The 21154-nt window shown below is 69.3% G+C and carries 23 protein-coding genes; 12 read left to right on the forward strand and 11 right to left on the reverse strand.

Translation table 11 applies throughout. From position 1 onward, the window contains the following. Positions 1-177 precede the first annotated feature (177 nt). Positions 178-759, reverse strand: a complete 582-nt coding sequence (locus tag ABZX61_RS28665; protein WP_355199213.1) for a hypothetical protein — start codon at positions 757-759, stop codon at positions 178-180. 384 nt (positions 760-1143) lie between these two features. On the opposite strand from ABZX61_RS28665, the gene ABZX61_RS28670 reads away from it, so the two are divergent. Continuing rightward, the gene (locus ABZX61_RS28670; protein WP_355199215.1) at positions 1144-1350 is read left to right on the forward strand and encodes a hypothetical protein; all 207 of its coding nucleotides are present in this window, start codon (positions 1144-1146) and stop codon (positions 1348-1350) included. Positions 1351-1674: 324 nt separating this feature from the next. Here the strand turns inward: ABZX61_RS28670 and ABZX61_RS28675 are convergent, their stop codons facing one another. Further along, positions 1675-2502, reverse strand: a complete 828-nt coding sequence (locus tag ABZX61_RS28675; RefSeq protein WP_355199217.1) for an alpha/beta hydrolase — start codon at positions 2500-2502, stop codon at positions 1675-1677. A gap of 61 nt (positions 2503-2563) precedes the next feature. Between ABZX61_RS28675 and ABZX61_RS28680 the strand changes: the two genes are divergently transcribed. Continuing rightward, the gene (locus tag ABZX61_RS28680) at positions 2564-3235 is read left to right on the forward strand and encodes a TetR/AcrR family transcriptional regulator (RefSeq protein WP_355199219.1); all 672 of its coding nucleotides are present in this window, start codon (positions 2564-2566) and stop codon (positions 3233-3235) included. 256 nt (positions 3236-3491) lie between these two features. On the opposite strand, the gene ABZX61_RS28685 is transcribed toward ABZX61_RS28680, so the two are convergent. Next, positions 3492-4073, reverse strand: coding sequence for a TetR family transcriptional regulator (locus ABZX61_RS28685; protein ID WP_355199221.1), 582 nt, complete (start codon positions 4071-4073; stop codon positions 3492-3494). Positions 4074-4204: 131 nt separating this feature from the next. On the opposite strand from ABZX61_RS28685, the gene ABZX61_RS28690 reads away from it, so the two are divergent. The 3 genes from ABZX61_RS28690 (at position 4205) to ABZX61_RS28700 (ending at position 5518) form a co-directional block, all read left to right on the forward strand. Further along, positions 4205-4555, forward strand: a complete 351-nt coding sequence (locus ABZX61_RS28690) for an antibiotic biosynthesis monooxygenase family protein (RefSeq protein WP_355199223.1) — start codon at positions 4205-4207, stop codon at positions 4553-4555. Positions 4556-4613: 58 nt separating this feature from the next. Then, a complete protein-coding gene (locus ABZX61_RS28695) occupies positions 4614-5000 on the forward strand; it encodes a VOC family protein (RefSeq protein WP_355199225.1) in 387 nt (128 codons plus the stop codon). Between the two features lie 92 nt (positions 5001-5092). Continuing rightward, positions 5093-5518, forward strand: coding sequence for a DUF4267 domain-containing protein (locus tag ABZX61_RS28700; RefSeq protein ID WP_355199227.1), 426 nt, complete (start codon positions 5093-5095; stop codon positions 5516-5518). A 330-nt stretch (positions 5519-5848) separates the two neighbouring features. Here the strand turns inward: ABZX61_RS28700 and ABZX61_RS28705 are convergent, their stop codons facing one another. Further along, positions 5849-6376 carry a recombinase family protein gene (locus tag ABZX61_RS28705; RefSeq protein WP_355199229.1) on the reverse strand — a complete coding sequence of 176 codons (528 nt, stop codon included), beginning with the start codon at positions 6374-6376 and terminating at the stop codon, positions 5849-5851. A 386-nt stretch (positions 6377-6762) separates the two neighbouring features. On the opposite strand from ABZX61_RS28705, the gene ABZX61_RS28710 reads away from it, so the two are divergent. Continuing rightward, the gene (locus ABZX61_RS28710) at positions 6763-7560 is read left to right on the forward strand and encodes a maleylpyruvate isomerase family mycothiol-dependent enzyme (protein WP_355199231.1); all 798 of its coding nucleotides are present in this window, start codon (positions 6763-6765) and stop codon (positions 7558-7560) included. Positions 7561-7733: 173 nt separating this feature from the next. On the opposite strand, the gene ABZX61_RS28715 is transcribed toward ABZX61_RS28710, so the two are convergent. Continuing rightward, positions 7734-8111, reverse strand: coding sequence for a DUF4158 domain-containing protein (locus ABZX61_RS28715; protein WP_355199233.1), 378 nt, complete (start codon positions 8109-8111; stop codon positions 7734-7736). A 771-nt stretch (positions 8112-8882) separates the two neighbouring features. Between ABZX61_RS28715 and ABZX61_RS28720 the strand changes: the two genes are divergently transcribed. Both ABZX61_RS28720 and ABZX61_RS28725 read left to right on the forward strand, forming a co-directional pair. Further along, complete coding sequence (locus ABZX61_RS28720) at positions 8883-9671, forward strand: hypothetical protein (RefSeq protein ID WP_355199235.1); 789 nt, start codon at positions 8883-8885, stop codon at positions 9669-9671. A 93-nt stretch (positions 9672-9764) separates the two neighbouring features. Beyond that, complete coding sequence (locus ABZX61_RS28725) at positions 9765-10280, forward strand: NUDIX domain-containing protein (protein ID WP_355199237.1); 516 nt, start codon at positions 9765-9767, stop codon at positions 10278-10280. 313 nt (positions 10281-10593) lie between these two features. Here ABZX61_RS28725 and solA read toward each other — a convergent pair whose 3' ends face one another. From solA to ABZX61_RS28755, 6 genes are read right to left on the reverse strand one after another with little or no spacing between them, the layout of a single operon-like run. Continuing rightward, positions 10594-11784, reverse strand: coding sequence for an N-methyl-L-tryptophan oxidase (gene solA / locus ABZX61_RS28730; protein WP_355199239.1), 1191 nt, complete (start codon positions 11782-11784; stop codon positions 10594-10596). Next, entirely contained in the window at positions 11781-13313 is a 1533-nt protein-coding gene (locus ABZX61_RS28735) for an NAD-dependent succinate-semialdehyde dehydrogenase (protein ID WP_355199241.1), read from the reverse strand. The genes solA and ABZX61_RS28735 overlap by 4 nt, the downstream gene beginning before the upstream one ends. Further along, positions 13288-14550 carry an aspartate aminotransferase family protein gene (locus ABZX61_RS28740; RefSeq protein ID WP_355199243.1) on the reverse strand — a complete coding sequence of 421 codons (1263 nt, stop codon included), beginning with the start codon at positions 14548-14550 and terminating at the stop codon, positions 13288-13290. The genes ABZX61_RS28735 and ABZX61_RS28740 overlap by 26 nt, the downstream gene beginning before the upstream one ends. 53 nt (positions 14551-14603) lie before the next feature. Then, positions 14604-15017, reverse strand: a complete 414-nt coding sequence (locus ABZX61_RS28745; protein ID WP_350740211.1) for a hypothetical protein — start codon at positions 15015-15017, stop codon at positions 14604-14606. Continuing rightward, entirely contained in the window at positions 15001-15591 is a 591-nt protein-coding gene (locus ABZX61_RS28750) for a GNAT family N-acetyltransferase (RefSeq protein ID WP_355199245.1), read from the reverse strand. Before ABZX61_RS28750 ends, ABZX61_RS28745 begins: the two co-directional genes overlap by 17 nt. After that, positions 15588-16835, reverse strand: coding sequence for a cation diffusion facilitator family transporter (locus ABZX61_RS28755; RefSeq protein ID WP_355199247.1), 1248 nt, complete (start codon positions 16833-16835; stop codon positions 15588-15590). Before ABZX61_RS28755 ends, ABZX61_RS28750 begins: the two co-directional genes overlap by 4 nt. Positions 16836-17291: 456 nt before the next feature. On the opposite strand from ABZX61_RS28755, the gene ABZX61_RS28760 reads away from it, so the two are divergent. The 4 genes from ABZX61_RS28760 to ABZX61_RS28775 are packed head-to-tail and all read left to right on the forward strand — an operon-like array spanning position 17292 to position 21152. Beyond that, the gene (locus ABZX61_RS28760) at positions 17292-17966 is read left to right on the forward strand and encodes a haloacid dehalogenase type II (protein ID WP_355199249.1); all 675 of its coding nucleotides are present in this window, start codon (positions 17292-17294) and stop codon (positions 17964-17966) included. Positions 17967-17982: 16 nt separating this feature from the next. Next, positions 17983-19263 carry an FAD-binding oxidoreductase gene (locus ABZX61_RS28765; protein WP_355199251.1) on the forward strand — a complete coding sequence of 427 codons (1281 nt, stop codon included), beginning with the start codon at positions 17983-17985 and terminating at the stop codon, positions 19261-19263. Positions 19264-19300: 37 nt separating this feature from the next. After that, complete coding sequence (locus ABZX61_RS28770; RefSeq protein ID WP_350740196.1) at positions 19301-20245, forward strand: ABC transporter permease; 945 nt, start codon at positions 19301-19303, stop codon at positions 20243-20245. Then, positions 20232-21152: an ABC transporter permease gene (locus ABZX61_RS28775; RefSeq protein WP_350740193.1), complete on the forward strand. Its 921-nt coding sequence runs from the start codon at positions 20232-20234 to the stop codon at positions 21150-21152. The genes ABZX61_RS28770 and ABZX61_RS28775 overlap by 14 nt, the downstream gene beginning before the upstream one ends. The last annotated feature ends 2 nt before the right edge of the window (positions 21153-21154 follow it).

Raw genomic sequence — 21154 nt, forward strand, 5'->3', positions numbered from 1 at the left:
CACCTCTCAGGCGATCAGGCAGGAACACAGATCACTCGATCACTCGATCACTGGCCCCTGCCAGGGTGGCATCCCAACTGAGCCTTCCTGCGGCCCGCCAAGCCGCTTCCCTGACAGGCCCGAACACCACGGTGGGGTGGCCCGGAGGTGAGGGCCTTCGGACCACCCGGTTCGGGCTCAGGAGGTCGGATCGTCGGGTGCCTCTTCGACCGAAGGCGCCTCGGCCGAGGGCTCCAGGGTCTCAGTGCCGTCCGGCGCTATGGCGACCCGGGGTGAGCCGGTGAGGTTCCAGACGTAGTCGCCCTTGCCGTCGTTGTTGATGTTGTAGATGATCCTCCCGTCGGCGGTCCACCCGCCGTTGAGAGACGAGTTGTAGTACGCGTAGCAGTCCCACATCACGCCCTCGGAGTCGCTGATGCCATTGAGATCGCTCGTCCAGTCGCACTGCTCGTTCCCGTAGATGATGTCGTTGCGCTCGACGCGTGCCTCCGCGATGAACTTGTCGAACCGCTTGCCGCCCAGGAACGACCCTGACCAGTTGATGCTGAGCATGCCCGTTTTCTGATTGTTGCCCGTACCCCTGGTGTAGATGCACATTTCGGCGCCCACCCACACGTCCGGCTTTCCGGGCAGCGAGAAGGTCTTCTCCTGCGGCGAGGAGCAGGCGGACGCCGCCCACGCGCCGGTCGTGGGTGTGATGGTGAGGCTGGCGATGAAGAGTGTGCCGATAGCGGCAATCCGCGCAATCGTCCGGGCCATGGAGCCCTACCCTTCTCGAGGGTCGCGCGTCGGGCGACCACGTTGATCATTTGCCCGAAAGGTAGATCACAAAGAGAAACCACGCCAGACCCTATTCTTTAGTGGAACGAACTATTTCCAGATGGACTTCTTGGGAACGGTGCAGAGGCCCGAACGGCCCTCCGGTGCCGCTGTTGCCGTGGTTCCGCGGGGGTGGCCCACAGCGCGAGGAGACCGGGGCTCACTGAACCGCTCCGACGTTCATGGAGACCGGTCGAGCCGGTACAAGGCCCGTTCTGGGTCGGTTCGGCGAGTTTGCGGGGCTTCGGGGGCGCGGCACCCCGATGGAGAACAACGCCAGGGAATTTCTCAACGTGATCGAGCCGGCCAACCCGGACAAGGGACGTGGGCTCTGGCTGCGGCACCGTTCTCAACCACAACGGCAGCCCTCCGGCGGGCTACGCGGCGCTGATGTACAGCTCGCCCGACGGCGCCAAGACCCTGACCGCCTCGATAACCGCCGGCGACGCCGCATTCGGCCTCACCACTTGTCCCAAGCTGCTGGACGGGCTCGTCAAGACGGCGTTCTGCGGCGAGCGGGCCGCAAGCTGACCAGACCACAAGTTGACGTTCGCGGTCCTGGCCGCGGCCGCCGCATACGCCCCCAGGTCAGGGTCCTCCGTACAAGAGTTCCGCAAGCTGCTCCGGTGACGGACGGAACGCGTGCCGGCTACGCCCGCTGCTCGACCGATGAGCAAGACGTGATCATGCGGACTGAGCAGCTCCAGGCCCTCGGCGTGCACCACGACAGGATCTCCATCAACCGTGGCTTCTTCGGGACCAGCCGCCGCAATCGCGCTGGCCTCGGCCAGGCCACCGCCGTCGGCGCTTCCTGCCTCCGGCGGATTCGCGGGGGAGGTCCGGGTGCGTGGGTTCTCAGGGTGTGGCGCAGAGGTTGGTGATGAGTTTGGCGAGGTCCTTGGGGGCGGTGAAGGGGTACAGGTGGTCTCCGCCGGCGATGGTGGCGGTGGTGGCGCCGGGGATGAGGGTGGCCAGGCGGGCGATGAGGCGATGGAAGGGGGGTGGGCTGGCGCTGCCCTGGATCAGGATCACCGGTGGGTGGAGGCGGGCGGCGGCTTCTGGGGTGAACGTCCAGGCGCCGAGGGCGGGGATTTCGTCGGTGAACAGGTATCGGCAGCGGTCTTCGGCTTGGGAGACCAGGTCGGCTCCCAGGGCCTCGGTCATGGCCTGGCGGTAGGCGGGTCCGCACACGCCCGTCATGAACAGGTCGAACGCCGCCGGCAGGTCGCCCCGGGCGGTGGCGCCCATCGCGGCTCCGATCGCCGCGCCGAGGGTGGCGCCGATGACGTCCAGGTCCTTGGGGTCGGCCAGAGCTTCGAGCAGCGGGGGCTCGCTGAGCAGGAGCGTTCGGACCAGCTCAGGGTGGTCGAAGGCGAGCTGGAACGCGATCGTGGTGCCGGAGGAGTGGGCGAGCACGTGGGCGGGCGCCGCGTCCAGGTGCCGCAACAGTGCAGCGGCGTGCCCCGCATGGTCGCCGATGGTCAGGCCGGCCGGCGCGGGGGTACCGGTGTATCCGGCGCGCACCATGCGGATCACGCGGTAGCCGTACAGCTCGGGGGTGGCGGCCAGGGGGGTGAACCAGTCGCCGGATCCGGCGGCGTGGATCAGCAACAGGGGCGCGCCGTCTCCGCCTGAGTCGGTGTAGGAGATCTCGGAGCCGTCGATGCGCAAAAAGTCGTTCATGATCTTCTCCCTAGTTTCGCTAGAGGCGTCTCTAGTCATTCACTAGAGTAGCCTCTAGTGAATGACGGATCCAGTCAAGCGCGGAACACGGCGGGCCGAACAGGCGAGGGCCACCCGTCGGCGCATCATCGCCGCGGCCACCGAACTGTTCGTCACCCACGGCTACGGAGGGACGCGGCTTGACCAGGTGGCCGAGCAGTCGGGGGTCGCCATCCAGACCGTGTACTTCCACTTCGGCAACAAGCACACCCTGCTCAAAGAGGCATTGGACGTGGCCGCCGCCGGAGACGACGAACCGGTCCCGCTGCTGGACCGCCCCTGGCTGATCCCGATCCGGCAGGAACCCGACCCACGGCAGATCATCCGGATGTGGCTGGCCAACAGCCGATCCATCCTCGAACGTGCGGCCCCGCTCATGCGCGTCGTCCGCGGCGCCACCGGCACCGACCCCGAACTGGCCGCCCAATGGCACATCAAACAGCAGCAGACCCGTGCCGCCTACGCCGTACTCGTCCAGCTCCTGAACGACCGCGGCGCGCTCAACCCCGCCCTCACCCTGGACCACGCCCGCGACGTCGCCTTCGTCCTGGCCAACATCGACAGCTACCTGGGCTACAGCGACATCTGCGGCTGGACCTTCGACCAATGGCAACACCAAACCACCCAGGTCCTCATCGCCGCCCTCCTACCAGGCGAGGGCGGCGGTGCAGTCCAGAACGCAGGTGAAGCCTGAGCGGACCTGGGTGTCGCGGGACCGATGGACCCGGGAGGCGATCTTGGTGAAGATCGGGCAGCAGCCGAGTCCGGCCTCGGTGCCGGTGAGCTCGCGTAATCGTTCAGCGCGCATTTCGTGGGGACGGAGCTTCTGGCGGTCACTTTGTGTGGTCGCCGGGGCCAGAGCGGTTCCAGGTTCCTCCGGCTTCGGTGCCGGCGTGGATGGCGCTGTCTGGCACGGTGATCGAGGCCACGGTGTCGTCTCGACGTGTTCTTCAGGGCGTGGGTGCGGTGAGATAGCGCTGGATCGTGGGTCCGAGCCAGTTCACGATCTCCTCGCGGGTGAGTGCCACACTCGCCGGGAAGCGCAGCACATAGCGCGTCATGGCGAGTCCCAGCACGGTCGAGGCGCATAGGGCCGCCCGCGACGGTGCCTGTTCCGGTTCGGGGCCTACCCGGCGGGCCAGCGGGATCAGCTGATCGCGCAGCACGCTCTGCATGCGATCGGCGGCGGCCGGGTCGGTGGCGCCGACCCGCAACAGCGCGGTGAGCTCCCCGTTCTCCTCCCACAAGGTGAGGAAGTGGCTCACCAGCGTGCGGCCGATCGCCTCTCGTGGTTCGAGGGACAGGCCGGGCAGCCCGGGGTCGATCGCGACGGCCGCCGCGAACAGGTCGGCCTTGCTGCCGTAGTAACGCATCACCATCGACGGGTCGATCTTCGCGTCGCGTGCGATGGCCCGGATGGTCGCCTTCTCGTAGCCGTCCGCCGCGAACCGCTCGCGGGCCGCGGCGAGGATCGTGGCGCGGGTGGCGTCGGAACGCCGTGCGGCCCGATGGTTCTCCGGAACGTCCGTCATGCCAACAAGTGTAGGCCAACATGTGTTGACAGATCTAGTATCGCGACTCTCCGTTTGCCAACAAGCGTTGGCCAACAATCGTTGACAATCGTGCCCGTGCAGAACAGTAGACAGCGAGAGGAAGTGCCGAGATGGCCGAGCTGCGGAGCCTGGATCCGAACACGCCGATGTTCGCGCAGTTCAAGGCGGAGACCGGGCCCATCGTCCTGGCCAACACCTTCGTCGTCCCGAAGGGCGAGGCCGAAGCGTTCCTGGACCTGTTTCGCAGGCAGGCGGAGTTCATGAAGGCCCAGCCGGGATTCGTCTCCCTGCAGATGCACAGGGGAACGGCGGGCAGCCGGCTTCTGATGAACGTCGCGGTGTGGGAGTCGACCGAGGCTCTCGCCACGGCGCTCGGTAGCCCGGAGTTCCAGCGCATGGCCGCCGAGTTCCCTGACGACATCGTGTCGTACCCGCACATCTTCGAGCCGATCGACCTATGACAGAGCGGCCCCCAGCGCGCACCCCGCCGCGCGACCGCGTCTCTGAAGAGGAGTCCGTGTGACCATCGAGCTGAATCACACCATCGTCCCCGCCCGTGACCCGAAGTCCTCGGCGCGGTTGCTGGCCGACATCCTCGGCCTGACCGTCGGTCCGCCGGTGGCGCACTTCACCCCGGTCACGCTGGCCAACCAGGTCACCCTGGACTATGACCAGGCCGACGACTTCGAGCCGCACCACTACGCGTTCATGGTCGGCGAGCAGGAGTTCGACGCGGCCCTTGCCCGCCTCCGGCACGACGGAATCGCCCACTACAGCGATCCCGCATGCCGAGCAGCCGGGCAGATCTATCACAGCAAGCACGTCAAATGCCGCAGGGGCCTCTACTTCCACGACCCCGACGGGCATCTGCTGGAAATCCTCACCCCGGGCGACGCCGGGTCATGAGGCCTCGCAGCCTGCCACCGCCGAAGCCGACGCACGAGCCGCGCACGGCTCACCGGCTCCAAAGCTCACGAAGACTCGCAAGGAGAAGAACAATGCCGCCAAGCAAGATCAACACTGTCCTGGCCGCCGCCATCGTTCTGTTCACCCTCTATCTCGGGCTGTCCTTCGTCCTGCCGCTGGGGACGTCATTCCCGGGCCTGCCGAACTGGCCCTCCGACGACAGCGGCTTCCCCATCGTGAAGGGCAGCCGCGAGATCGCGATGGGACTGGCCATGGGCATCCTGCTGGTGACCGGCCACCGCCGCGCCCTGGGCTGGGTCCTGCTGATGACGGCGATCGCCCCGTTCGGCGACATGGTTAACGTCCTGGCCCACCACGGCTCCACGGCCGCCGCGTTCGGCGTCCATGGCCTGACCTCGGCACTGATCGCGATCACGGGCCTGCTGATACTCCGCGAAACCGGCAAGGCTCGGGAGACCGCCGCCCCCGCGCCCGCCGCGCAGCTCGCCCGCGGATAGATCGGTTCCCCTCAGGTCACGGCCCCTCCATCCACTATGGCGGCGGGCCTGCGCCGAAGCGAAATGCTGGTGAGCCGGCGTAGCCGTTCAGCGTGTATTTGTGAGGGCGGAGCCTCTGGTGGTCACTTCGTGTGGTCGCCGGGGTCAGAGTGGTTCCAGGTTCCTCCGGCTTCGGTGGCGATGCGGGTGGTCCCGATCAGGAGGACCGAGGGGCCGGGATGCTTCGGTCGGGGAGGAGATCGGAGAGTGCGGTTCGGATGGCGGCTCGGCTGGCCCCGTGAGCGCGGGCGAGTGCTGCGATCGAGGTGCCCTGCTGGGTGTAGGTCGACCTCACCACTTCCACGTCGTTGCCGGGGAGTGCGGGTGGGCGGCCGCGGTAGCGGCCTTCGGCTTCGGCGGCGGCGATCCCCCGACGGTGAGCTCGTTCTGGATGTCGCGCTGGAACCGGCCGACAGCGGTGATCACGTTGATGATGACGGCGGTGGTGGCGTCGTCGGCGGCCAGATCGTGGAAGTTCGGCAGCGGGCCAGACAGGACCCGCAGGACGACGCCGCGGGCCTGGCACCAGTTGCGGACGGCGTGGATGTCCAGCAGGTCGCGGCAGAGCCGGAACAACTCCGAGACGATGAGGACGTCGCCCGGATGCGCCTTGGCGGCGATCTTGCCGAACGCGGGCCGGTCGAGGGCGGGGGTCTTGGAGGTGGTGGCGGAGTCTTCGAACAGCAGGACGCCGTCGGCGGGCCGGAATCCCTCGGCGACGCCTTCGGTCCGCACGAGAAGGCCGGCCTCGGTGAGGATGTGGCGCTGCCGGAGCAGAGACTGGGTCGCGGTGGAGACGCGGGAGTAGACGATCTGCACCGGGCTTTCCTCGGGAAGGGTTGGAGCCCGATTTTCCTGTCACGAGCCGGGCCGGCCGTCTGACGTCATATTTCGTCGCACGATGTCCGGTTTGCCGACGGGTGCGCCGGTCAGCACCACGGCCCGGCGTCGTCGCCGTGCTCACCGGCCTCCCGTCCGGTCTGTGCCTCAGCTGCCGCACGCGCAGCCGGCGGCGGCCTCCGCCTCGGCCGGGCTCTGGGCCGGATCGAGGGCTTCCTCGTCCGGGGTGCAGCAGGCGGTGGTACCGCAGCAGGCCTCCGATGCGCTGTCGGCGCTCTTTTCTCCGCGGTGGTGCGGGTCTGCCCGCGATGGCGGCTGTGAAATCGCCGATTGCCGGAACGCAGTGATAGAGATTCAGGGTGACAATGACACTTGAGTTCCCCGTTCTGCTGCGACTGATCGACGAACGGTCGACTGCCTTCCGCGCCGCGATCGCCTCCGCGCCCAGCCTCGACGTACAGGTGCCGACCTGCCCCGAGTGGACGCTGTTCGATCTGGCGCAGCACATCGGCGAGGGGCGCCGCGACTGGGCCGCCACCGTCGCCGCAGGGCCTGCTCCGGCCAAGTCCGCAGCGGAGGGCGCCCCGGCTGCGCCTCGGGAGCGCGAGGCCCTGCTGGCCTGGTTGGCGGAGTCCACGGAGCAACTGGTGGACGCCTTGCGGAAGGCCGGCCCGGATCGCGGTTGCTGGACGTGGTGGGGGACGTCGCAGTCGCCGCCGACCTCCGGTGCCGTAGCTAGGCACCAGCTCCAGCAGATGGCGGTGCACACGTACGACGCCCAGATCACCGTAGGTGCCCCGCAGCCGCTGCCGGAGGAGGTGGCGCTCGACGGTGTCGACGAGTTCCTGTCCACCTGCGTCGCAACGACAAGTGCCTGGCCGCACAAGCCCGCTGCCGTCGACTTCCACGCCTCCGAGGGCCGCTCCTGGCGCCTCTCGCTCTCCGCCGACGGCGCACGGACCGCCCGCCTCCCCGGGCCCGGCACCATGCCGGCCACCGCTGCCGGCCAGGACCCGAACGCGGCCGCCGCCTTCTTCTCCGCTCGGGGCACGGCCAGCGAGCTGGTCCTCATCCTGCACGACCGTATCCCGATCAACTCCCTGAAGCTCGACGGCGACCGACGTATCTTCGAGCAACTCAGCGCCTGGGACCCGGGTGAGTAGGACGTGACGATGCGCCACCTCGTACGCCCCGGGGCATGCCTCCCGCCGACGGCTACAACCACGCCGGGGTGGCCTCGGGGCCGCGAGGGGAGCAGACCGTCACGGCTGCGAAGCGGCCGACCAAGGCGGCGGCTCACAAGCTGATCGGTGCGCCTGGTCGGCACCTGACGCCGTCAGTTCTCAGCGCCGTCCTCGTCGTCATCGAGTCCGGCCGCGTCCGGGTCGCGCAGCGGGCGCAGGGTGCCGCCCGCCGGCTGGGTGGGGGTGAAGCTGTAGCGGCCCAGGACGTTGAGGTTCTTGTGCTTGAGCGGGGACAGCCGGGCCACGTCCTCGTCACAGATCTCATGACCCTCCGCGCGAAGCTGGACGACGGCGGCATCGATGTAGCGGGTCGTCCAGATCTTGAGAGCGAAGCCGAGCCGGTTGTGATCACCACGCCGCTTCGCGATCAGCTTCCGGTCCTCGTCATCGAGGAAGAAGAACCGCTCCAGCTCGGGCCTCGTCGGCTTGCCGTTTGGCGCGCTGGGGTCAGGTGTGGCGAGAGTTCGCACCTCGAAGAGGCCCCGCCGCTCGTTGGGACCGCATTGATCCAAGACGGTGCCTGGTACTCACGGCCACGCGTCGCGGTCGTTGTTCTGGTCATCGTGGAGGGGGTGCCTGACGAGCACGGGCTGTCCTCGGGGAAGCGCCCATCATTGTCGTCAAGGAGGTAATCGATCAGGGGTTCCTCTCCTACTCCGGGAGCCACGGGAGCCAATTTTGGGAGCCACCGCCTTGCAGCTCCCTCAGACTGACCGCGTCCTCCCCGGAGCCTTTTGTAAGGCGAGAGGCGTCCGATCGACTCAGATCGACATGATCAGACTTGCCTGTCTTCCTTCGCATCGAAGGAGTCAGGGGTTCAAATCCTTGCCATCATGATGGTGGTGGTGTCCGAGCTGACGGCCGGCACCGATGGGCTCGGCCACCGGTTCCAAAACGCTGCCGGAGCGTGGCCCCGTCCTGGCCTGACGCTGACAGGCGGCCCTCACCGCGGCTTCTCTTCGACACGGAAAGCATCGCAGCGAGATCCGCCGATACTTCAGGTTCCGGGAGTGCGTACTCGCCGGCTTGGACAAGACGGCCTCGTGGCTGGCCGCGAACGTGTGCGACAAGGGGCGGCAGACCGACCGGGTTCGGGAGGCGCTGCTGGTTCACCCGTGGAAGGAGAAGCTCGGACCGCCCGCTCCGAATCGGATCCGCCGCGGTTTCGGGGCTGTGGACAGATCTTTCTGCACGCGATCTGCACGTCCCGCCCGCAGGGTTCTGCACGCAGACGTGCAAGCATGCCCGGCGCGCGCAGATATGTGATGATCGCCGTGTTGGCGCTGCTGGCGGCGGGTTGTGGTTCGGGAGCGAAGACCGCTCCCGAGGTCGCCGGATATGTCGGGACGTATTTGCAGGCGCACCCTGACGTCAAGCGGATGGCGAAGAAGGGGGCCCAGAGCGCCACCGTGGTCATCAAGGGGCAGGACCAGGATGTCTCCGCCGATCTGGGCGATGGCTTGCGCGGACGGCTCATCCGGACGGGCGATGCGACGTATATGCAGATGCTGGAGGAGGAAGTGGCACCGGGCAAGACCTGGGACAAGATCACCAAAGAGCACGAGCCATACAATCTCTTTGGCATCAGCGTGGTGACAAGCCAGGCTACGACGCTGGTGAACAGCCACCGGGTGCATGCACTGCTGGCAGCGCGGGGACGAGTGAGCGGCCCCGCACTCGATGGCGGGCTCGACCGTTACACGGTCACCATCGACGTGCGGGCGGCACTCGACGGATTGGACCTCAGCGCGTTCCTGGAGGTGTACGACCCGCTGCCGATGCTGCAGGACACCGAGGACGAGTACGCCATGGTCCGGGCCGGCGACAAGGCGGCGCAGGGGCGGCTGCGCGACAAGTTGCTCGAGGAGTTCGGCGCGCAGGCCACCTACGAGCTCTGGCTCGATGGCCAGGGGCGGCCGGTTCGGCAACGACTGACCGCGAAGACGCCGATGGAGATCACCTTCTCCAACTGGGATGACACGACGGTGGCCGCTCCTCCGGCCGATCAAGTCCGGGTGCTGGCGAAGTGACCCCGCACTATGTGACGGCGTCCCGATGCCGGCCATGACACGGAACGCGGCATCCCGGGGGCTCCGGCTCGCTTCTGAAGCTGGGATCGTGCCATGGTGACCGAACTCGTGGAACGTGTCGACGGTCAGGACCGTGTGCTGGGTGTTGTGGACCGCGATGATGCGATTCGTCGTGGCTGGCTACACCGCATCGCCACCACTGTCTGCCGCGATGAGCTGGGAAGATTCCTGGTGTACCGGCGGGCCGAGGGACTGTCCAGATATCCCGGCCATCACGAGGTGACCTTCGGCGGGGCACTCAGTGTTGGGGAGTCTTACCAGGCGGCGGCCTCGCGCGAACTCGCGGAAGAGCTAGGTATCGACGTCCCGGTGCACGAGGTGGTCAAGTTCCTGTGCCACGGCAAGATCTGCTCGTACTGGCTCGGGGTGCACGAAGCGGTCATCGTCGGCGACGTCTCGCCCGATCCCGAGGCGGTGAGCTGGGTGGGCTGGCTGACGAGTGCCGAGTTGAGCGAATTCGTGAAGCAGCACCGGTTCATTCCAGATGGGCAGGAGGCGCTCCGCCGGTACCTCGAGGCACGTTCGGCTTCACCTGGCTCGGCCCGGTAGCGGTGAAGTCGCGCAGCGCGGCCACGACATGGCGTTCCGGCCGACGAAACTGCGCGAGCAGGTCAAAGGCGCAGGGCTGCCCGTGAAGAACATGGCGTACATAGGCGTCCAGCCGTGAGCCTGTGGCCCCCTGAACAGGAACGCCAGTGGAGAATTGGCCACCTACCGCCCTGCTCCGACATGAGCCCGAGCGGAAGCGATCTTCCCGTCCCTCTCGCGCCCGGCCGGAGTGACGCTCCCCTACGCCATCGCCCTGGCGATGGCGTAGGGGTTGGGGAACGCCCTCACCGTCCCCTGAGGCTGGGCGATCTGCTCACACCGTCGCCGAGCGGCCCGGTGCGAATTGCCGGATACCGGCCTCGGTGGCACCGTCCGCCAGGAGGTCGCCCAGGGCCTCGCCGATCGCCGGTGCGTACTTGAATCCTCCGCCCGAGAATCCGACGGCGACCGCAACGTGCGCCGCGCCCGGGAGCAGCCCGACGACGGGCCGGCCGTCCGCTGTGTACGACTCCACGTGCACCGAGGTCTGCACCGGACGCGGGTTGAGCCCGGGTAGCCGGTGCCCGACGACATCGCGGATCTCCGCCAGGTGGTCGGCGGTGAGGTGGGGATCCGGGCGCGCCGGGTCGGCCACCTCCGGGTGCGGGCGGCTCTTCACGCCGATCTTCACCGTGGCGCCGTCCAGGCTGGGAAAGCCGTAGATGGACGCGCCTTCCGGCATGGCGACGCGTTCGAAGACCGGAAAGCGTTCCGCGCCGTACAGCGAGAGGTCGTGCGGTACGAACCAGGTCTGCGCCAGCCGGCGGGCGGTCAGCCCGGCCACTCCGATCGCCTCCCGCAGCCCGTCCGGCAGCAGCGTGGCCGCCCAGGCGCCGGGGGCGAGGACCACCGCGTCGAACGTCTCGCTGTGCGGTCGGTCCGCGCCGCTTCGGTAGGTCAGCCAGACGGTCTCGGACCTCACGTCGATGTCGAGGACCTCGGTGTCGTGGCGCACGGTCGCCCCGAGCGTCGCGGCCTGTTCGATCGCGGCGAGGATCGCCGGCTCGGGACGGAGAAAGCCGGTCGCGGGGTCATGGACGGCGATGTCCTCATCCTCGACGGCGTGCTGGGGGAAAGCCTGCCGCACGTCCTGTGCGTCGAGGATGCGATGGGACAGCCCCCAGTTCTCGCAGCTGGTCACGGCCTTCCGTACGGAGGTGCTGCCGGCGGGGCCGAGGATCAGTCCGCCGGTCTGCTCGAGCAGACGCCGTCCGGTCGCCTCCTCCAGCCGGCGCCACAGCTGCTCGGCCCGGAGGACCAGCGGCGGCAGGTCCGGGTCGCCCATGCTGATGACCGCGAACCGGCGGCTCTGCCCGCCGGAGGCCCCGCGGTGGTGCGGAACGCCCCAGCGATCGAAGGCATGCACCTCCAGGCCGCGCTCGGCCAGCTGCCAGGCGGCCATGCTCCCCACCGCTCCGGTCCCGATGACCGCCGCCCTCCTTCGAGCGGTTCCGGCGAGTCTCATGAGGCCAGCGCCGGGGCAGCGAGGTACTTGAGGTTCTGGTATTCGACGAGTCCTTCGGCGCCGCCTTCCCGGCCGAGCCCGGACTCCTTGATCCCGCCGAACGGCGCGGCCACGTGGGACAGCAGCCCCCGGTTGATGCCGACCATGCCGCTGTCCAACCGGCCGGCGACCCGGGCGATCCGGTCGCTGTCGCGCGCCACCAGGTACGCCGCGAGCCCGAACGGGGTGTCGTTGGCCAGCGCCACCCCCTCGTCCTCCGTCCGGAACCGGCGGATGCCCGCGACCGGGGCGAAGACCTCCTCCTGCTGCAGGAGAGCGTCGGCGCTGAGGTGGTCCAGCACCACAGGGGCGAACCAGCTGCCGGGTCCGCCGGGTGCGTCGGCACGCCCCAGCAGCATCGCCCCCTTTGCGACGGCGTCGTCGACCAGCCGGTCGGCCTTGGCGACCGCGCGGTCGTCGATGAGCGGGCCGAGGTCGACGTCCGAGGTTCCCAACCCGACCCTGATCGCGGTGAGAGCCTCGGTGAGGCGGGCCGCGAACTCGTCGGCCACCGGTTCCTGGACGAGGAACCGGTTGGCCGCCACGCACGACTGACCCCCGAGGCGCATCTTGGCGATGACCGCCTCACGGACCGCGAGGTCGAGGTCGGCGTCGTCGAAGACCAGGAACGGGGCGTTGCCGCCGAGTTCCATCGACGTGCGCAGCACGTGCGCGCCGGCCTGCTGCAGCAGCAGTTTCCCGACGGGGGTGGACCCGGTGAAGGACACCTTCCGCAGTCGTGGGTCGGCGATGAGGGTGCCGCAGACCGACCCCGGGTCCGTGGTGGTGACCACGGTGAGGACTCCTGCCGGGACGCCCGCGTCCCGCGCGAGTTGTGCGAAGGCCAGCGTGGTGAGCGGGGTCAGCTCGGCCGGTTTCAGCACGACCGTGCAGCCGGCGGCCAGGGCGGGCGCGACCTTGCGGGTGGCCATCGCCAGCGGCACGTTCCACGGGGTGATGAGCAGGCAGGGGCCGACCGGGCGCGGGGCGGTGACGATGTGCCAGCTGCCGTCGGGGGTCGGGGTGCTGCGGCCGGAGCTGCGGACCGCCTCCTCGGCGTACCAGCGGACGTACTCGGCGGCGTAACGGACCTCGCCGCGCGCCTCGGCGAGAGTCTTGCCGACCTCGAGGGTGATGAGGGCCGCCAGGCGCTCCTCGTCGGCGAGCATCGCCTGGTAGAGCCCGTACAGGATGTCCGCCCGCCGCCGGGTCGGGGCGGCCGCCCAGGCGGGGAACGCGTCGTTCGCCGCGGTCAGCGCGAGCAGGGCGTCACCCGGCTCGCAGTCGGCGACGGCGGCGACCGGCCGGCCGAGCGCGGGATCGGCGACGTCGAAGGTCCGCCCGGAGCGCGGCGCCGTCCACTCGGCGGCCAGGAAGCCGCCGGGCAGCGACGCGGCCGCGGTCTCCGTGAGGTCGCGGTGCCGGGCGATGTCAGCCGGCCGCAGCGCCGACGCCTGCGCGGGCTCAGGCGGATTCGAGGGTACGGGCACGGTCGAGAGCGGACTTGAGGACGTCGGCGGCACGGGAGATCTCCTCGGCGGTGATGACGAACGGGGGACTGACGTGCAGGGAGTTGTCGGCCAGCAGCCGGGTGAGGACGCCCCGCTCCCGCGCGGCGCGCAGTACGGGCCGTGCGTCGACGTCGGGGGCGAGCTGGACCGCCGCGAGAAGTCCGGCACCGGCCCGGACGTCGACGACGGCTTCGTGGTCGCGCAGCGGGGTGAGGGCCCGGGCCAGGACGGGCTCGAGGTCCAGGACGCGCTCCAGCAGACCTTCCTCCTCGAGGATGCTCAGGTTCACCTCGGCGGCGACGCAGGCCGCGGCGTGGCCCGAGTACGTCAGACCGTGGCGGAACGTCGGGGCGTCGGGGGTTTCGGTGAAGAAGGGCTCCCAGACGCGCCGGGACACCAGCACGCCGCCCAGCGGCAGGTAGCCGGAGGTGATGCCCTTGGCCATGGTGAGGAGATCCGGCTCGATGCCGAAGCGCTGGCAGGCGAACCACTGCCCGACCCGCCCGAAACCGGTGATGACCTCGTCGGCGATGAGCAGGATGTCCAGGCGACGGCACAGTTCGGCCAGCCCGGTGAGGTAGCCGGGCGGGGGCAGCAGCACACCCCCGGTGCCGATGATCGGTTCGGCGATGACGGCGGCGACGTTGTCGGGTCCGAGCCGGAGCAACTCCGCCTCGGTTGCGGCCAGGTCGTTCCACGGGACGCGGGCGGTCTCGGGGATCAGCGAGTCGCTGCCGTACCCGTCGCGGTTGCTCTGGATGCCCGTGATGCTCGTACCGAACCCGTGCAGACCGTGGTAGGCGTGCTGCCGGGAGACGATGACGCGCTTGCCGAGCCGCCCGGCCAGCTGCCAGTGCCGGCGCGCGAGCTTGCAGGCGGTGTCGACGGAGTCGGAGCCGCCGCTGGTGAGGAAGACCTTCGCGTCGGGGATGGGGCTCAGCTCCGCGAGGCGCTCGGCGAGCCGGATGGCGGGGCGGTTGGCCATGCCCTGGAACAGGTGGTACGTCTCCAGAACGTTCATCTGCTGACGGACGGCGTCGGCGATGCGGGTCCGGCCGTGTCCGACATTGGCGTGCCACAGGCCGGCCGGCAGGTCGAGCAGGTCCTGGCCGTCCTCGGTACGCACCGAGGCGCCCCGCCCCGACGCGATGACCGTGAGGGTTTCCTCGATGGTGGACATCGCGGTCTGCGGATGCCACAGGCTGGTGCTCGTCAAGAAAGGCTCCTCATCACATCGGGGTGGGGACTACGGGTGGGGAACGGTGCAGGTCAGGCGGCGACCACGACGTCCTCGACGACCTCGGCGTGGATGTGCAGCATCCGGGCCACCAGGCCGTTGCCGCGGGTGAACCTCAGGTCCTCCGGCGCCACGGGAGCGTCCGCGCCGGTGAAGAACGCGGCACCCTGGTCGATCGACTTGTCGGACTTGTCATCGGGGTAGAGCGGGTTGATCGTGTTCTCGATCTTCGGCCACAGGGCCCGGGCGGCCTCGGTGCTCTCGAACTCCAGCGTCATCACCAGCGTGTTCGGGATGAGCTCCCCGGCGCACTCGCGCAGGACCGAGCCCCCGAGGTAGCCGGGGTGGCCCTCGAGGCTGCGCAGCCAGTCGACGAGGCTGGTGCGGGCATCCTCGATCTTGGTGGGCTCGGCAACGAAGATGAAGACGTCACGACGCTTGGACATGGTGTTCTCCTGTCTCGCCAGTGCGGTGGGGGTGGCTGTGAGGACTGCGCGGCAGGTCGTAGAAGACCGCGCCGCTGGCTCCCTGCGTGTCGTCATGGACGAGCTGGGCGCCGAAGGACTCCCAGAAGGCGATGGCGCCCGGGGAGTGGCGATAGGTGTGCAGAGCGATGGCCTCGTAGTGCCCCTCCTGGTCCGCGCGGTCGAGCACCGCGCGGACCAGGGCCCTGGCGATGCCGCCGCGGCGGGCCTCCTTGCGGACGTAGACGCGTACGAGCTGGCCGTGCCGGCCGTCCTCGTAGCGGTCGACGACGTGTTGCGGGGTGCGGCCGGGCTTCAACCGTCCGCTGCGGATGCCGCCCGTCGCCAGGACCTCACCCGTGCCGTCGTCGGTCACCACCAGGAGGAAGGGGCCGTTTCCCGGGGCGTAGTGGGTCATGGGGTCGTCGACGTCGGCGTGGATCCGCGGGTCGTAGGCGTCGCCGAAGTCCTCGGCGATGCTGCGCCGCATCACCGACTGGGCGCCGGGCAGGGTGCGCTCGCTCAGCGGGTGGATCGACCATTCCACGGGGGTCACCCCGCTCCCTGCGTGGCGAGCTTGGCCCGGTACGCCTCCCTGGCCTCCTTCGAGGCGTGGTGGCCGGACAACTCGTGGAGGTCGTCGGGGATCACGCCGTCGAAGGTGGGGTGGACGTGGACGGTGACCCGGTCGAGGTTGCCCACCGCGTGCATCAGGGAGTGCTGCACGTTCTCGGCCACGGCGTGGGCCTCGATCATGCTCAGCCCGGAGTCGAGGCCGATCTCGGCGTCCCCCTCCATGCGGTGCCCCGACCAGCGGACGCGGACCTCGCCCACGGACACGACGCCGTCGACGCCCGCGATGGTGGTGCGCATCCGGTCGATCGTTTCCGGCTCCACACCGTCCATGAGGCGGCGGACGATGATGATCAGGGAGTTGACCAGGATGCCGCTGATCGCCACGGCGATGAGGAGGCCGACGATGGCGTCGGCGCGGTCGAACCCGAGCCACACGCCGACCACGCCGGCGATGACGGCGATCGAGGTGTATCCGTCGGCGCGGGCATGCTGGCCCTCGGCGATCAGCGCGGCTGAGCCGATGCGACGGCCGGTCCGGATGCGGTACACGGCCACCATCTCGTTGCCGAGGAAACCGACGAGCCCCGCGGCGAAGACCCACCACAGGTTGGTCAGCGGGTGCGGGTTGATCAGCGCGTCGATCGACTCCCAGATGATCAACCCGATCGAGGCGACGATGACCAGGGAGATGAACAGCCCGACCAGGTCCTCGGCGCGCCGGTAACCGTAGGAGTACTTCTTGGTCGCCGCGCGCCGGCCCAGCCGGAAGGCGATGATCAGGGGGATCGTGGTCGCGGCGTGCCCGAGGTTGTGGATGGTGTCGGCCAGCAGGGCGATCGAGCCGGACACCGCGACGATGGCCATCTGGCCGATCGCGGTGGCCATCATGCCGGCCAGCCCGATCCAGGCCGTGCGGATCCCGTCCTGGGCCGACTCCTCGGCGCTCTGGATCGCGTCGTTGGCGTCATGGGCATGCGGGATCAGCGTGTGCTTGACCCGCGCCCACAGACCGGTGCCGTGGTCGTCGTCGTGGCCATGTCCGTGCCCGTGGCCGTGCCCGTGGCCGGTGGCGGCCGAAGCCTCGGGCTCGTGGTGATCGTGATCGGAGTGGCCGTGCCCGTGGCCGTTCACGGGGGCGGCGGGAGCGTCATCGTGCGGGTGATCGTGGCCATGTCCGTGGCCGTGGCCGTGGCCGTGATCGTCTGGGGTCGTGGAAGCTCGCATCGAGAGTCCATTCATGCCGGCGGAGGGTGAGTCGCGGGACTGGGTGAGTGAGTCGCGGGGGCCGGGGAGGGGGGTCGCGGGGCCGAGAGGGTGAGTCGCGGGACCGGGAGAGGGGCGGTCGGCTGCCGAGTGGCGTCTGCCGCGCCACCACATCTTGTCCACAACAGCCAGCGACGGTCAACTGTTGTCAACAATCTTCCGGAGACGAAGGCCGTACGGGCAGTGAAAATCAGCACCAACACCAGGCAATCAGCTCCTGAAGATCGACAGAAGCTGGGGAAACATACTCTTTACAAGCAGGCAGCCTGGAATTGTTGACAGCAGAGAATCGGATGCTTAGCGTTCCAGACACCACACGGCCCGTCGCCTCAGGCGGCTGACACCGAGCGTGACATCTCGCCGCTCGCACCGACGCTCCCACTCCCACCGGACCGACCCCCACCGGAGGAACTGCTCGTGGACCTGACCAGCGTGCGCCCCAAATACATCACCTTCGACTGCTATGGGACCCTGACCAGCTTCGATCTCAACCTCACCGTCAAGCCGCTGGTCGCCGACCGGATCTCCGAGGAGGACATGCCGCTCTTCCTCAAGGACTACCGCGCGTACCGGATGGACGAGGTGCTCGGCGAGTTCAAGCTCTACCCCGACGTGCTCAAGGACTCCTTCAGGCGCACCTGCGAACGCTGGGGCATCGGCTACCGTGCCTCCGACGGCGAGGCCATCGTGGCCTGCGTGCCGACCTGGGGTCCCCATGCGGACGTACCCCCGGCCCTGGCCAAGCTCGCCGACGCCTACCCTCTGGTGATCCTCTCCAACGCCGTCGACGAGACGCTGCGGCACAATGTCGACCAGCTCGGCGCCCCCTTCCACAAGGTGTTCACCGCCGAGCAGGCCAGGGCGTACAAGCCGCGCTACCAGGCCTTCGAGTACATGCTCGACCAGCTGGGCTGCGAACGCGACGAGATCGTGCACGTCTCCTCGCACATCTGGTACGACCTGATCCCCGCCCACGAGCTGCGGATCCCGCACAAGGTCTACGTCAACCGCGGCTACGACCCCTCCACCCCCTTCTACCGGTACGCCGAGACCACAGACCTGTCCGGCGTCCCCGCTGTGCTGGGTCTCTGATCGGAAGGAGGACGTCGTGAAGCTGACCAGCTACTGGCTCGACACCGCCGAACCGGCCGGCGACTTCCGCCGTGCCGAACTCCCCGAACAGGTCGACGTCGCGGTCATCGGCGCCGGGTTGACCGGCCTGTCCGCCGCGCTGCATCTCGCCCGCCGCGGCGCCAGCGTCGCCGTGCTGGAGTCGCACACCGTGGGCTGGGGAGCCTCCGGCCGCAACGGCGGCATGGCCACGACCGGCCTGGCCATCTCCTTCCCCGCCGCGGTCAAGCGGTACGGCGCGGAGCGTGCGACGGCGATGTTCACCGCCTACGACGACGCGATCGACACCGTCGAGAAGATCGTCACCGACGAGGAGATCGCCTGCGACTTCGTGCGGTCCGGCAAGCTCACCCTGGCCGCCAAACCGGCGCACTACGCCGCGCTGGAGCGGTCGGCGGAGCTGATCGAGAGGCTCATCGGCCGCTCGGTCCAGCTGGTCCCCCGCGGCCGCATGCGGGACGAGCTCGGCAGCGACCGCTATCACGGTGCGCAGGTCGACCCGAACGGGGCGGGCGCCCACGTCGGGAAGCTGGTCATGGGGCTGGCCCGCGCCGCGGTCGGCCACGGGGCCCTGGTGGCGGAGAACGCCGCGGTGACCGGCGTCCGCCGCGTCGGCCCGGGCAACGGGCATCGGGTGCAGACCACGCGCGGCGTCCTGACCGCCTCCGACGTGCTCATCGCCACCAGCGGGTACACGGGGTCGCTGACCCCGTGGCTGCGCCGCCGCATCGTGCCGGTGGGCAGTTTCATCGTCGTCACCGAACCCCTGCCGGACGACCTCGTCGCCCAGCTCATGCCGCACCGGCGGATGGCGTCGGACACCAAGAACCTGCTGTACTACTTCCGTCCCACGCCGGACAACAGGTTGCTGTTCGGCGGGCGGGCCCGGTTCGCCCTGTCGGACGCCCAGTCGGACCTCAAGAGCGGCGAGATCCTGCGCAAGGCCGTCACCGAGGTGTTCCCGCGGTTGCGTGACGTCCGGCTGGACTACTGCTGGGGCGGGCTGGTCGACATGACGATGGATCAGATGGTCCACGCCGGCGTACGGGACGGGATGCACTACTCCGTCGGCTACAGCGGCCACGGGGTCCAGATGGCCACCCACATGGGCAAGGTCATGGCCGACGTCATCGGCGGCGACCCCACGGTCAACCCCTGGAAGGGGCTGGCGTTCCCGCCGGTTCCCGGCCACTTCGGGCCGCCCTGGTTCCTGCCGGCCGCCGGGGCGTTCTTCCGCGCGCTCGACGCCGTGCGCTGATCGATCCGCGAACGTGTGACGACCCGGAGGTACCCGAGTGTTGTACGTGCTGAGACGGTTCGCCGTCCTCGTGACGACCCTGCTGGTCGCCTCTTTCCTGGTGTTCCTCATCCCCTACGTCACGCCCGGCGACCCGGCCGCGCGCATCCTGCGGGCCAGGGTGGGCGACCTGGTCCAGGACCCGCAGACGCTGGCCCGCCTCCGGGTCGAGTACGGGCTGGACCGGCCGCTGCTCCAGCAGTACCTGTCCTGGCTGGGCTCGGCGCTGCAGGGTGATCTCGGCCGGTCGTTCACCAACGGCACGGAGGTCCTCCCCCAGCTGATGCGGGCGTTGTCGGTCACCGCCTCGATCGCCGTCATCGCCCTCCTGCTCGCCCTGTTCGTGGCGGTCCCGCTGGGAGCCGTCTGCGCGGTACGGCGCGGGACCCCGCTCGACGGGGCGATCACCGGCGTCACGCAGGCGTTCGTGGCCGTCCCGGAGTACTGGCTCGGCCCGGTCCTGGTCCTGGTGTTCGCCCTGCAGCTCGGCGTCCTGCCCTCCTCCGGCTGGCACGGGGTGGAGTCGATGGTGCTTCCCTGCCTGACCGTGGCGCTGCGGCCGATGAGCTACTTCACCCAGGTCGCCCGCTCGTCGATGATCGAGGTGCTCGAGGCGCCCTACATCACCGCCGCCCGCGGGCGCGGGCTGAGCTTCGCCCAGACCATGCTGCGACACGGGCTGCGCAATTCCGTTCTGCCGGTCCTGACCCTGTTCGCAGTCTGGCTGGCCGGCCTGCTCGGCGGGTCGGTCGTCGTCGAGGTCATCTTCGCCGTACCCGGCGTCGGGCGGCAGATGTACGACGCGGTCATCAACAACGACGTCCCGCTCATCCAGGGTGGGGTCGTGGCGGTCGTCGGCCTGGCCGTGCTCATCACCACCCTCACCGATGTCCTGTACACCGCCATCAACCCGAACGCGAGGACGAGCCGTGTCCGTGCTTGACGTCTTCGGCGACGACGCCCGTCGCGACGAACCCGGCGCCGCGCCTCCGCCGTCACCGGCCGAGACCGCCGCCGCCCCGGCGCGCCGCAGGCGCGGAACGTGGCCGCCGGCCTTGCTGGCCGGGTCCATCCTGTTCGGGGTCATCGCCACGCTCCTGCTGCTGGCGCCGTGGCTGGCGCCCTATCCGCCGGCTCAGCAGGACCTCGTCGCGCGCCTGGAAGGCAGCTCCGCGGCCCACCTGCTGGGCACCGACCACCTGGGCCGCGACGTGCTCAGCAGGCTGCTGGACGGGGGCCGGTTCTCCCTGGCCGTCGCCTCGGTCACGCTGTTGATCTGCGCCGTCACCGGCACTCTCGTGGGGTTCGTCGTCGCGCGGCGAGGCGGCTGGCTCGACACCGTCGTCATGCGCGTCACCGACATCCTGCTGGCCTTCCCCGAGATGGTGGTCGCGCTCTTCCTCGTCGCGATCCTCGGCACCGGTGACCTGACGCTGGTGCTCGCCCTGACCATCGGCGGGTGGACGCCGTTCTGCCGGCTGGCCCGTGGCGTCGCGCTGGAGATCAACGGCCGTGACTTCATCGAAGCGGCTCAGGCTCTGGGGTGCTCGGGGTGGTTCATCATCCGCCGCCACCTGCTTCCCAACGCCCTGCCCCCGTTGCTGGCCCACGCGGCAGTGCGCTTCGGCCACAAGCTCATCACCGTCGGCGCCCTGTCCTTCCTGGGACTCGGCGTCCAGCCACCGTTCTCCGACTGGGGGTCGATGTTGTCCGAGGCCATCCCCTACCTGGACCGCTTGCCGATGCTGGTCCTGGCCCCAGGTGCCGCGATCTTCATCGCCGCTCTCAGCGTCACACTCGCCGGTCGCGGCCTGGAGACGCGCCGGGCCCGGGCGGGGCGGTCCACATGAGC

This window comes from Nonomuraea sp. NPDC003709 (genome assembly GCF_040610775.1).
Classification (GTDB): domain Bacteria; phylum Actinomycetota; class Actinomycetes; order Streptosporangiales; family Streptosporangiaceae; genus Nonomuraea; species Nonomuraea angiospora_A.